The organism is Gemella sp. GL1 (genome assembly GCF_013415365.1).
In the GTDB taxonomy this organism is placed as follows: Bacteria; Bacillota; Bacilli; order Staphylococcales; family Gemellaceae; genus Gemelliphila.
In genome coordinates this window covers 98,898-112,629 of the sequence record NZ_JACBYB010000011.1, presented here as the reverse complement: position 1 = coordinate 112,629, position 13,732 = coordinate 98,898, and the positions used below count along the sequence as shown (strand labels likewise).

At 27.6% G+C, this 13,732-nt stretch carries 9 protein-coding genes and 5 tRNA genes; all 14 read right to left on the bottom strand.

Annotated elements, in window-relative coordinates; translation table 11 throughout:
• Positions 1-42: 42 nt before the first annotated feature.
• Positions 43-501, bottom strand: a complete 459-nt coding sequence (gene smpB / locus HZY82_RS02635; RefSeq protein WP_218925235.1) for an SsrA-binding protein SmpB — start codon at positions 499-501, stop codon at positions 43-45.
• Between the two features lie 5 nt (positions 502-506).
• Positions 507-2,690: a ribonuclease R gene (gene rnr / locus HZY82_RS02630; RefSeq protein WP_135155843.1), complete on the bottom strand. Its 2,184-nt coding sequence runs from the start codon at positions 2,688-2,690 to the stop codon at positions 507-509.
• Positions 2,691-2,765: 75 nt separating this feature from the next.
• The gene (gene secG / locus HZY82_RS02625) at positions 2,766-2,996 is read right to left on the bottom strand and encodes a preprotein translocase subunit SecG (RefSeq protein ID WP_135155842.1); all 231 of its coding nucleotides are present in this window, start codon (positions 2,994-2,996) and stop codon (positions 2,766-2,768) included.
• 59 nt (positions 2,997-3,055) lie between these two features.
• Complete coding sequence (locus HZY82_RS02620) at positions 3,056-4,138, bottom strand: PIN/TRAM domain-containing protein (protein WP_135155841.1); 1,083 nt, start codon at positions 4,136-4,138, stop codon at positions 3,056-3,058.
• 322 nt (positions 4,139-4,460) lie between these two features.
• Positions 4,461-6,344 (bottom strand): ABC-F family ATP-binding cassette domain-containing protein, encoded by a 1,884-nt coding sequence (locus HZY82_RS02615; protein WP_135155840.1) that lies wholly within the window; start codon positions 6,342-6,344, stop codon positions 4,461-4,463.
• A 46-nt stretch (positions 6,345-6,390) separates the two neighbouring features.
• Positions 6,391-7,446, bottom strand: a complete 1,056-nt coding sequence (gene ftsY / locus HZY82_RS02610) for a signal recognition particle-docking protein FtsY (RefSeq protein WP_135155839.1) — start codon at positions 7,444-7,446, stop codon at positions 6,391-6,393.
• Positions 7,439-10,987, bottom strand: a complete 3,549-nt coding sequence (gene smc / locus HZY82_RS02605) for a chromosome segregation protein SMC (protein WP_167753202.1) — start codon at positions 10,985-10,987, stop codon at positions 7,439-7,441. Before smc ends, ftsY begins: the two co-directional genes overlap by 8 nt.
• A 10-nt stretch (positions 10,988-10,997) precedes the next feature.
• Positions 10,998-11,705, bottom strand: coding sequence for a ribonuclease III (gene rnc, locus HZY82_RS02600; RefSeq protein WP_135155837.1), 708 nt, complete (start codon positions 11,703-11,705; stop codon positions 10,998-11,000).
• Positions 11,706-11,814: 109 nt separating this feature from the next.
• Positions 11,815-11,890, bottom strand: a tRNA-His gene (locus HZY82_RS02595).
• A gap of 34 nt (positions 11,891-11,924) precedes the next feature.
• Positions 11,925-12,000 (bottom strand) — tRNA-Asp (locus HZY82_RS02590).
• Positions 12,001-12,029: 29 nt separating this feature from the next.
• Positions 12,030-12,104 (bottom strand) — tRNA-Glu (locus tag HZY82_RS02585).
• An 8-nt stretch (positions 12,105-12,112) separates the two neighbouring features.
• Positions 12,113-12,200, bottom strand: a tRNA-Ser gene (locus tag HZY82_RS02580).
• 3 nt (positions 12,201-12,203) lie between these two features.
• Positions 12,204-12,277, bottom strand: a tRNA-Asn gene (locus tag HZY82_RS02575).
• A 68-nt stretch (positions 12,278-12,345) separates the two neighbouring features.
• Positions 12,346-13,689, bottom strand: coding sequence for an MATE family efflux transporter (locus HZY82_RS02570; RefSeq protein ID WP_135155836.1), 1,344 nt, complete (start codon positions 13,687-13,689; stop codon positions 12,346-12,348).
• Positions 13,690-13,732 lie beyond the last annotated feature (43 nt).

Here is a 13,732-nt window from a genome sequence, read left to right as displayed (position 1 = left end):
CTAGCTATCTAAAGTAAATTAAAAAGTTAGTATATATTTTTATCAATACCTTTGACTTTGTTTAAAAGCTCTATTCATTTCTCTATTTGCTTCTTTTTCTTTCAAACTATTTCTCTTATCATAATTTTTTTTACCTTTAGCTAGAGCAATGAGTAACTTTGCATAACCATTTTTTATATAAAGTTTTAATGGGACAATACTCATTCCTGCTTCCGCTTGAACTTTTCCTAAACTTAATATTTGTCTTCTTTTCAATAGTAATTTTCTAACCCTTAATGGATCATGATTGAATATATTCCCTTCTTCAAAATGGGAAATATGTATATTATGAACAAAAACCTCTCCATTTCTAATATGACAATATGAATCTTTTAAATTTATTCTTCCTCGTCTAATAGATTTTATTTCCGTTCCGGTAAGGACAATTCCTGCTTCCAACGTATCTTCGATAAAATAATCATGTAGGGCTTTTTTATTATTAGCAACTACTTTAACTTCCAATATATTTACCTCCTTCTTCTCTTTAAAATTTTATCTCTGACTTTTTTATTATTTAATATAAATTTATTATCCTCCCTTCTAACTGTTTCTTTGTGATAAATAATTTTAAAGTCAATAGTCTGGTTTTCAAGATTTACATTGTCCACTTTGACTTTTACTTTGTCTCCAATCCTGTAAATTTTCTTCTTCCTTTTTCCTACTAAAATTAAATTCCTTTCATCAAATTCATAATAATCATCTAGCATATTTTTAATATGACTCAATCCCTCTATCGTATTAGACAAGCTAATGAAGACTCCAAACCTTGTTACCGATGAAACTATCCCATCAAACTCCTGATTTTCTCTTTCAAGCATATACTCACATTTTTTGATTTGCTCAACTTCTCTCTCACAATCAACAGCCCTTTTTTCATAAACTGAAGATTTTTCTGCTAAATTCGGTAAAATTTCATAGAAATGTTCTTTATTTGCTTGACTTATATCTCCATTAAATATATAGGACCTAATCATTCTATGGACTAATAAGTCTGGATATCTTCTTATGGGAGAAGTAAAATGTGTATAATATTTAGACGCTAAGGCAAAATGTCCTAACGACATTATCGAATATTTAGCTTGATTCATAGTTCTTAGAAGAACAGTAGATAACATATTTTCAACAGGACTTTTTTTAAATTTTTTTAGCATATTAGCTAATGTATAAGCCTCTATATTTTCTAAATTTGCTTGTACTCTATACCCCAAACTAGCTGATAATTCAAAAAATTGCCTCAACTTTTCTATTCTTGGCTGCTCATGTACACGATATATAAAAGGTGTTTCTAGCCAATAGAAATGTTCTGCTACTACTTCATTGGCACTGATCATACAATCTTCAATTAATCTTTCCGCTTTGCTATTTTCCCTTAAAATTATATCTTTAACTGTAGAATTTTCATTAAGAATTATCTTAGCTTCTGATTTATTAAAATTAATTGCTCCCCTTTGTTCTCTATTTTTTCTAATTTTTAAAGTAAGTTCCAAAGCTTTATTTAACATCTTTAAATATTCTTTATATTCTTCCTGGACTTCTTTATCATTCTCAAAAACAGCATTAACTTTACCATAAGTTAGTCTTCCTTTTGAATTTATCACAGCAGGGTATATATCATAAGAATTTATTGCTCCATCTGCATTGAATTCCATTTCACAACAAATAGTATATCTATCTACATTTGGATTTAACGAACAGACATTATTAGATAATTTTCTTGGCAACATAGGGACTACTCTATCTATCAAATAAACACTGCATCCCCTATTCTGAGCTTCTTTATCCAATTCACTATTCTCAGTAACATAAGAAGATACATCAGCAATAAAAACTTTTAATCTATAGCCACTTTTTAACTTAATAACAGAGATAGCATCATCTAAATCTTTAGAATCATCTCCATCTATAGTTACTACAAGTTCATCACGACAATCCCTATAAGGATTTTTCATAGTAACCTCTTCACTTATTCTATCAAGCTCGATTTCCACCTCTTTAGAAAATTCAGTCGGTATATTGTGTTTATAAATAGTTGATACTATATCAATTCCTGGATCATCTTTATGACCTATACTCTTGATTATTATTCCTCTATGATCATCAAATCTTGTTTTAGCATACTCAGTTATCTCTACAATAACTTTTTGCCCATCAACTAAATTTATCAATGTCTCCTTCTCTATTCTAATATACCTATCTATATTTTTATCATCGCTCTTCACATAAGAAAATCTTTTTGCTCTAATTAGTGTCCCTACTGTATGTTTTTTATTTCTTTCAACAACTGCTATAACTATACCTTCTAAATTCTTTTCTTCACTATAGAAATCATCAAGTCTCACCCTTACCTTATCACCAGTCATTGCACTCCTAGTATAACCTCTGGGTATGTAAATTTCCGACTCTATATCTTGACAGTATACGAAAGCAAAGCCTGAACTATTAATTTTTATAATCCCTTCAAACTCCATTTCCTTTTCTACATATAAAAATTTCTCATTTTTTAATTGTACTAGTTCCTCATTTTTAATAAGCTTTTCAACATTTTTTATCAGTTTTACAAAATCTTTAGAACTATCAACTAATAACGTACTCTTTAATTCATCCATTGAAATAATTTTATTTTTTTCAAATAATTTTATAAGTCTTTCCATATACAACTCCCTTCTAACATAATTATTATAATAAAAACCCAAAATGTATTACTCATTTTGGGTCTGACTTTATTTTTAAATATTGAACCAAGTAAGTCCTAGTAAAGATAAAAAGAAGACTATTCCTAAAAACACAGTAACTCTTTGTAATAGTAATTCTGCCCCTCTTACTTTTTGCTTACCAAACAATTCTTCCGCTCCTCCTGTAAGACCTGACAGTCCACCAGACTTGCTTTCTTGTAGTAGTACTACTATTATTATCAAAATACTACTTATAATAGTTGAAACCATTAAAAAAGCATGCATACTTTTCCTCCTACTCATTAATACACATTATGTTATACTAACACATTTTTCATCAAAAATCAAATAATCTTTGTAAATATAATTCTACCCGACGATGTTTGAAGGACACTTTTTACTTCTACTTTAACATTTTTACCTACAAAATTTTTACCATTTTCCACTACAATCATTGTTCCATCTTGACTATAGGCCACACCTTGATTATTTTCTTTACCCTCTCTTTGGATAAATACCTCTACTCTTTCACCTGAACTTAAAATAGGTTTTACCGCATTTGATAAATCATTAACATTTAATACTTTAATATTTTGTAGTGTTGCTAATTTATTTAAATTATAGTCTGTAGTAATAATTGTAGATGATTTCTTCAAGGCATACTCTATTAATAAATCATCTACAGAACTAAATTCTTTATACTTAAACTTATTATCAATAATTAACTCAGCATGTTCACTATTCTTTAAAATTTCAACACATTCCAATCCTAACCTTCCTTTTGCTCTTTTAGCAGGATCTTCTGAATCTGCGATTAATTGTAATTCTTTTAAGACAAATTCCGGAACTATAACTTCTCCTTCTATAAATCCTGTTTCCACTATATCTCCAATTCTAGAATCTATTAATGCACTAGAATCCAACAACTTAGATTTTGTCTTTATTTTCTTAATTTTTTTATTTTCAGAATCTGTCTTTAAATTACCTAACTTATTTGAAAAAATATTTAAGGTTTCATTTCCTCTTCTATATCCTATAACAAAGCCTAAATATCCAAAAACAATATAAAATAGAGCTGAAATTATTGAAGAAAGCCACTCTAATGAAAGTATTGCATCTGTAGCAAATGTTAATAAAGTTGCCACTAACAACCCTAAAATTAATCCAATAGAAGTAGAAATAACTTTAAATATAGGTATCTTACTAAGTTTCTCCTCTACTTTATATATTCCTTTTACAAATTTATCCGATAATAATAATGCTATTATTACAAATAGTATAGCTATAAAGACAGTGACAAATAACCTTAATAAAGTAGGGTTCAATAAATTAGAAAAAACATTATTAGTTATCAAATAATTCGCTAATATTGTACCAATTGTTACACCAATCAATCCTGATGTTATAATAAGTATTTTTTTTAACATGATATATCTCCTTTCTTTCACATTATTATAGATGTAGTAAATGTTATTATACCACAGATCAAAAAACTTGTGTGTTACAATTTAGTATATTTGTAATTACAATATTTATAATATTACTTTCAATGGCACTTTATAGACTATAAACTTAAATAAACTATATATCATTTTAAAATTATAATATAATGAAAAATCTCATATACTTCTTAAAATTTCAAATTAATGAACCATTATATATAATTTTTACTTTTGTAAAAAAATTTCAATTTTTAAATTTTAAATACGAAAAAATCTTTCTTCTTTATAATCATATTAAAATCTAATTTTATTGTTGTTCTGCAATAGATGCTAAATATTCCCATCGTTCTAACTTATTTTCAAGTTGAATTTTCACTACTTCCCTTTCTTTGGTAAATTTACTTATCATCTCAAAATCAGTTGAATATTCAACCATCAAATTTTCTAACTCTGAAATTTTATTTTCCAATTTTTCTATTTCTGAGTCTATATTTTCCCATTCTTTCCTCTCATTATAAGTAAATTTTATCTTAGAAGTTTTCTTCTTTACTATAACTTCTTTAGATATTTCTTTAACCTTCTCTTCTTTTATAGTATTACCAGCTTCAATATATTCTGTATAATTCCCTATAAATTTCTCAATTTTTCCTTGTCCCTTAAAGACAAGTAATTCATTTACGGTTTTATCAAGAAAGTATCTATCATGTGATACTGTAATAACTGCACCACTAAAACTTTTTAAATAATCTTCTAAAATTGTTAGTGTTTCTGTATCTAAATCATTTGTAGGTTCATCTAATATTAAAACATTTGGTTCTTGCATTAACAATCTTAATAAATATAACCTACGTCTTTCTCCACCTGACAATTTTGATAATATAGTACCATGACTATGCAAAGGAAATAAAAATCTCTCTAATAACTGAGTTGCTGAAATTTTATTTCCTTCAGATGTTTTTATAGACTCTGCTCCTTGTCTAATATAGTTTATCATTCTTAAATTCATATCCATATCATCATTAAATTGACTATAATATGCAATTTTTACAGTTTGTCCCACTTTTATTGTTCCTGAATCAATTTTTTCATTACCAGATAGTATATTTAATAACGTAGTTTTACCTACTCCATTGATTCCTATAATCCCTATTCTAGCATCTTTTTGAACAATTATTGAAAAATCATCTAATATTACTTTATCATAGTATTTTTTACTAATTTTTTCTATTTCAAATACTTGTTTTCCTAGCCTAGAACCCCCTAACTCAATATTAAGAATTTCTTCTTGCACCCTATTCTCCAATTTTTCTTCTAGCTTTTCAAATTTATCAATTCTAGCCTGTTGTTTTGTAGTTCTGGCTTTGGCTCCTCGTCTAATCCATTCAAGTTCTTGCTTATACATCTTCATATTTTTGTTATATTGACTTATTTCATTAGTTTCTCTTTCCGTTTTTTTTAATAAAAATGAAGAATAATTTCCTGAATATTCGAAAAGACGTCCTTTATTTAATTCAAATATTCTTGTAGATATATTATCTAAAAAATATCTATCATGAGTTATTACCAATATACTATTAGGATATGATTTAAGATACTTTTCTAACCATTCTATCGTTTCAAAATCTAAATGATTAGTGGGCTCATCTAAAAGTAATAAATCTGGCATTTCTATTAAAACCTTAGCTAAAGCAACTCTCTTTTTCTCTCCCCCTGACAATTCTTTTATTTTTCTGTCATACTCTTTTATTCCTAATTTAGATAAGATTATTTTAACACTTGAACTCAGATCCCAAGCCTTAGCATACTCCATTTCTTCTTGCAATAATAAAAGTTTTTTTTGCTTAGCCTCGTTTTCTGGATCGTTTTCTAAATCTACTATAGCTAATTCATATTTTTTTAATAATTTCATAATTTTTGACTCACTTTGGAACACAGCGTCTATTACACTCATTTCTTCATCAAGGTCTATATCTTGCGATAGATACGATATTGTATAGTCATTTGGATGTATTATATCTTCTTTATCAAAGGAATCTAAACCAGCCATACATTTTAAAAGAGAAGATTTCCCTGTCCCGTTAATCCCTATTAATCCAACTTTATCTTCAGTAGCTATCGAAAAATTTATATCTGAGAATAGTGTTTTTTCTCCGTGAGTTTTTAATATATTCTCAACTTTATATATTTTCATTATTGTATCCTTTCATACATAAACTATAGAAAAAAGCTAGAATTTACTAGCTATTCTCTTGTCTTTGTTCCCTGCCTTCTTTATAAAATAAACTATAAATATAGCTTTCAGGGTCAAAGACTTCTAAATCTTCTATATTTTCTCCAAGCCCTACCAACTTAACAGCAATATCTAATTCTTTCTTAATAGCAATCACAATTCCACCTCTAGCAGTTCCATCTAATTTTGTTAAAACTACACCTGTAACATCGCTAACTTCCTTAAATATTTTGGCTTGCAGTATCCCATTTTGCCCCGTTGTTGCATCTATTGTTAATAATACTTCATGAGGAGCTTGTGGAACTTCTCTTTTTATAATCCTTACAATCTTTTCTAATTCTTTCATCAGATGTTCTTTATTTTGCAGTCTCCCTGCTGTATCACATAATAAAACGTCATAATTTTTAGACTTAGCAGATTGTATAGCATCAAAAATTACAGATGCAGGATCTGATCCTTCATGAGATTTTATAATATCCGCACCACTTCTATCTGCCCAAACTACAAGTTGATCTATCGCTCCTGCTCTAAATGTATCTCCTGCAGCAATAAGAACTTTCTTTCTTTCCTTTTTTAAATTATAAGCTAATTTACCTATAGATGTTGTTTTTCCTACTCCATTAACACCTACAAAAAGATATACTGTTAGACCATCATTATTTACATTTAGTTCAACCTTACTAGTTCCCTCCATGTAGATATCTACTAACTTAGAAACTATCATGTCTTGTAGTTGCGCAGGCTCTTTTAAATTCTGTCTCTGTGATTCAATTTTTAAATAATCTACTAATTCTAAAACAGTAGAATATGCGACATCCGATTGAATCAATAATTCTTCTAAGTCTTCAAAAAACTCTTCATTTATTTCTCTATATGAAGAAATCAAGTTATTTAACGCATTAGAAAAACTGTCTCTAGATTTTTTCAATCCTTTTTTAAATTTTTCTGTTACTAGCTGACTTTCAACTAATTCTTCATATTCATCTAAAGATATTAAATTATCTACTAATTGTTCTTCCTTTTTAGAAAATTTATTTTTTATTGTATTAAAAAAATTACTCATTTATAAAATCCTCTTTTAATATCGTATTTAAATCTAAAGAAAGTATATAACTTACTCCTTTTTCTTTCATTGTTACTCCATATAACTTATCCATTTCTTCCATAGTTATCCTTCTATGAGTTATCACTAAAAATTGATTTTCTTTCGAATATGTTTTCAAAAATTTTGCAAATCTTAGAACATTTATATCATCTAAAGCAGCTTCTACTTCATCTAATATTACAAATGGAGGCTGTTTAATTTCTAAAATTGCAAAAAGTAAACTTAATGCAGTTAATGCCTTCTCTCCACCCGATAAAAGTGACAACATCTGTAGTTTTTTACCTGGAGGACTAACCAGTATATTAATTCCTGTTTCCAATAAATTATCAGGATTATCCAATGTCATTTGAGCATTTCCACCCCTAAACAGCACTCTATATATTCTACTGAAATGCTCTGAAACTATATTAAAGGTAGTCAAAAATCTTTCCTTAACCTCATCATCTATTTCTGCTATCGTAATTTCTAATTTAGACTTTGCCCCTAATAAATCATCAATTTCTAATTTATAGAATTCATATCTTTCATTAATGGCAGTATATTCTTCTAGTGCATTTAAATTAATATTACCTAATGAATTTATTTTTGATTTCAATTCCATAACAGCACCTTTGTAATTTGAAATATCAATAATTGCTATATCATTAAACATTTTTTCTGCTGCTTCATAAGATATACTATAAGTGGTATTCAAATATATAATCATTTCCTCAATTTTTACAGAGAATTGACTTCTACTAATGTTTATTTTCTCAACTTCATTGTTCAATTTCGTAAGTTTATCGTAATATTCTTTTTGTTGTTCACTATATCGAATATCATTAGAATATAAAATGTGTTTTTGCCTAGCTACATCATCTATTTTTTCTTTTACTGTCGATAATTCTTTAATAAATTTCTTTAATTTATTTTTATATCTAGGTAATTCAAAAACTTTGTTTAAATTTTCTAAATTTTTATTATTCTCAAAAACTAATCTAGACATTCTATTTTCAATCTCTTCTATAGTTTCTCTATTCTTAGCTAACAAATCTTCCTTAAATTTAATTAACTCTCCAAGTCTAGATTTCTCCATAAATAGCTCATTAATAAATTCATTTTGCTCATTTTGTTCAAGAGAAACCGTATTTTTTCTTTTTTGTTCCTCATCAATTCTTAAATTAATTAAATTTAACTCTTTTCTTATATTAATTAATTTTTCTTTCGACTTAGTTCTACTTGCATTAAGTTTATTCATATCTCCAAATGAATTTAATTTTGATTTTTCATTTGCTAATGCAGTCTCTAAGCTTAAAATCTTTTCTTGAAGACTTTCTAATCTTATAAAATTATCAGTTAAATTTTTATCAATTTGATTTTCACTATCCTTAAGCTGTACTAGATAATTTTTTATTGTAATGTATTCTTCATCTAGACTCTTTAATTCAGTCTTGAGTTTATTAAGTTTGCTTTCCAACTTAACAACCTTAAAAGATAAATTATCTAATTCTGATTTATATTTAATAATAGAATTAGATGTTTTATACATAGCTCCACCGCTTATTGATCCCCCACTATTTATAACCTGGCCATCTAAAGTTATAATTCTATATCTATACTCAATAATCTCTGCTATTTTATTAGCATTAAATAAATTATCACAAACTATAATTAGTCCTAATACATTAGAAACTGCACCTTCAAATTTTTTATCAAAATCTACTAATTTATCTGCAATATCTATAAATCCTACTTGTTTCTTCAATAATTCATATATATTATTATCAATTTTTCTAAATTTTATATTTTCCAAGGGTAAAAAAGTAGCTCTCCCTTTATTGATTTTTTTTAAGTGCTTAACACATAGTCTAGCAGTGTTTGAATTATCTACAATAATATTTTGTTGATTTGATACTAAAGCCACATCTAGTGCATTCACATATTCTTTTTTTACGGTTATTACATTAGCTAAAACATCATAAATTCCTTTAATTTTTTCTTTTTGTGCCAAAATTTCTTTTACACCAACATTATAATAAGTTTCTGAGGCATATTGATTTTCTAAAAATACTTTCTTAGTATTAAGAGCATTAAATAGATCATTTCCCTTGGAGATATTATTAATTAAATCCATTCTGTCTTCATCTAATTTAATTTGCTTGTCTAAATTTAAAGTTCTATCTTCCTTTAATTCAAACTTCTCTTTCTCATATTTATTACGTAAAGAAACTAAATTATCAATCTCATTCCTCTGATCTTCTAATAAATATTCTAAATTATTAATTTCTTGATTCACTTCCTCTATGCTGTGTTTTTTAGTAATTAACATTTGCTCATTTAAAACAATATCATTCTCTAATCTTGATTCTTGATTAACTAAATTAAAATACTTATTTTTAAATTCATCCAAAACTTCATCTATTTCTTCAATTGTAATACTTGTTTGGCTTTTTTCATTTTTTATTTTTTCAGAAATTTTAGCTAGATCACGTTTTATATTTTTTAATTCTATTTTATATATTTTGTCTAATTCAGTTTTTTCATCTTTTTTTTGTTTCAAAATAGAAATTTCTTCATCCAATTTTTTTTGTATGGTCGAAGAAGAATTTTTCTTTTCTTCATATAGTTTTATAGTTGACTCTAGTTTCCCTATTTCTTCAACTAAGATTAACTCTCTATCTTTATATTCTATATATGTATTGTCATTATTATGTAATTCTTCTTTATTATTATTAATATTATTATCTAAGTTTAATAATTGTTTCTCCAAATCAGACTTTTTATTTAACAGATCATCTAATTGTAATTGTGTTTCTTCCATCTTATTTTGAAACATTTTTATATTAAATACTTGCAAACTAATATCTTTTTCTTTTAAGTCTTCCACATATTTTAAATATTGTTCTGTTAGCTTTTTTTGTTCAAAAAGAATTTTATGTCTAGCCTCAATTTCAATAAATATATCTCTCAATCTATTAAGATTGCTTTGCGTTCTTTCAAGTTTTAAGATACTCTTTCTTTTTTTCTTTTTATATTTTAAAATTCCTGCAACTTCCTCTATTATTATGCGTCTATCTTGTGCTTTAGATGAAAGAATAGTATCAACCTTTCCTTGTGTTATAATACTATAGCTTTCTTTATTAACACCTAAGTCTAAATAAATATCAGTTATATCCTTTAATTTAGATCTTTTCCCATCTAGCAGGTACTCACTATCTCCATTTTTATAAAGACGTCTTGTTATAACATGTTCTTCTTCATTTAAATCAAAACTAATACTAACTTCCGCAAAATTTTTTGATTTCTTATCCTCACTTCCTGAAAAAATAATATCATTCATACTATTACCACGTAAATTTTTCGCAGATTGTTCTCCTAATACCCATCTAATAGCATCTATTATGTTACTTTTCCCTGATCCATTTGGTCCTACAATACCAATTAAATTAGAATCTATAGATATTATAGATTTAGATTGAAATGATTTAAAACCATTTATTTCTATTTGTTTTAATTTCACATTACTTTCCTCACGAATATTTTTTAATTTTTTTCAGGGCCTTCTCAGCGCATTTTTGTTCGGATTCTTTTTTTGTCTTCCCTTTCCCTTGACCGTACAACTCATCATCTATATAAATACTAGAAATAAATACTTTTGCATGTGATGGTCCTTCAGAAGAAATTAATTTGTATTCAATTCGACCCATCTTTTCCTTACTAATAAGCTCCTGCAATATGGTTTTATGGTCTATAAAAGATTGATATGAATCGTCTGTAACTTCCTTAAATAGTGTTGCATTTAAAAATTTCTTAACCTCATTTAATCCCCTATCTAAATATAAAGCACCTACAAAGGATTCAAATATATCAGCTAATAAGGCATCTCTATTTCTACCACCATTTTTTTCTTCTCCTTTTCCTAGAAGAATGTATTTATCAAACGAAAGGATTTTAGAATATTTAACTAGTGTTGGTTCACATACAATAGAGGCCCTTAGTCTCGTTAAGTCTCCTTCTGTTAAATTTTGAAATTTTTTGTACAGATATTCACTTGTAGTCAACTCAATTATTGCATCTCCTAAAAATTCTAGTCTTTCATAATGATTATTTTTAGGAATATTACGATTCTCATTTATATAAGAGGAATGCGTGAATGCTATCATATATTCTTCCCTATATGAACTATATATACCAAAATTTTCATTTATATACATAATTAAATTTTTTATTTTTTCCATTCTATTCCTCCAAAATTACCTATTTTAATTATAGCATATTTAAAACTATAAGACAAAAAAGCCCCAACCTATATTATAAGTTAGGACTCTGTATATTCTTCTTTTTTAATGGGGCGACCGAGGGGAATCGAACCCCCGAATGTCGGAACCACAATCCGATGCGTTAACCACTTCGCCACGATCGCCATAAAATAAAAAATAAGATCGTACTTAGTAAAATGGCGGTCCCGACGGGAATCGAACCCGCGATCTTCGCCGTGACAGGGCGACGTGATAACCGCTACACCACGGGACCTAAATAATATACAATCTTCAAAATTTAAGTGGTGACCCGTACGGGATTCGAACCCGTGTTACCGCCGTGAAAGGGCGGTGTCTTAACCACTTGACCAACGGGCCAAATAATACGGAGTAGGAGGGATTTGAACCCTCGCGCCAGTTTCCCGACCTACACCCTTAGCAGGGGCGCCTCTTCAGCCTCTTGAGTACTACTCCAAACTCCACAGGCAGGACTCGAACCTGCGACCCTCTGATTAACAGTCAGATGCTACTACCAACTGAGCTACTGTGGAATATTGTTCCTTAAGAACAAATATAATTATATAACTCTTTTTGATTTTTGTCAACATTTTTTTTCATTTTATAATCTATTCTTTTTTAAAACTTTTAAATAATATATAATCATGCAAAATGCATAAATAGTTAAGCCTATAATCCACGCTATCCATAATGACTGAACACCTAATTTTGTTTTATACAGAAAATAAAATGCAAGTGGTAATCCAATTAAATAATACCCTATTAACTGAGCTAAACATGTTGGAAATACTTGTTTATAAGCTCTTAATACACCCACTAAACATGCAGAAAAAGAATCTAATATTACAAAACATACTACGAATAGTAATAAATAACTATTTAATTTAAGAAAATTTAAATCTTTCCCATACAGATATGGAATTATTGATCTTGAAATATATATAAGACATGCTACTATTGTAGCTAGTCCAATAGATACACACATTCCTATTTTTACATATTTATCTGCTTGATTGTAATTTTTAGCACCTACTTGATAAGCAACTACAATAGTCAATGCACTAGAAATGCTCATGGGTAAAGCATATAAAAAACCAGCAAAATTTAATGCTGCTTGATGTGCTGCTATAGTTATAGTATCAAAAATAGATACCATTAGAGATAAAGCCGAAAAGACTAGAGTTTCTAATAAAGCAGCTAGTGCCATCGGAAGTCCTAATTTAAATATTTCATACCATACTTCTATATTCAATTTTTCAATTTTGAAAATTTGATATTTTTTTATTTTAGGGTGCTTTATCACTAAAAAAATAACAATTATTAATGAAAAAATATAAGTTATATTTGTAGATATGGCTAATCCTACTCCTCCATATTCAATAGCACCAAATTTACCGAAGATAAAAATATAACTTAATAGCACATTGATGGGTACATATACTAGCATTACAATCATTGACAATCTTGTTAAGCCTAAACTATCAATAAATGATCGTAAAGTTACATATAAAGTCATAGGAATTAATCCAAATGCTTGGTATTTTAAAAATAGTTTTGTTATTTCTACAATCTCATCATTAAGTACTATCCTATCGATTATATAATCTATTGAAAAATATACTAAAATAGATATCATTATCGATATAAATAGTGCTACATAAATAAATTGTCTAACTTTGCCTGGTATTGTTTTTTCTTTACCATCTCCTATTAATTGAGAAACTATAGGTATTATTGCTACTACAAGTGTTGAAATTACAGAAAAAATTGGTGTCCATATATTAATTCCCATACTAACTCCTGCAAGCTCTATTTCACTATAATTCCCAACCATAAAGGTTCCAATCATACCTGATGAATACGAAATCATTTGATAGATCATTATTGGAAATAATAATTTTATAAATTGATAAATTTGTTTTCGCGTATCAAGTGAATCAAACATTATAATATCTCCTTCAAAAAAAATTGGAATAAATCCACAGATT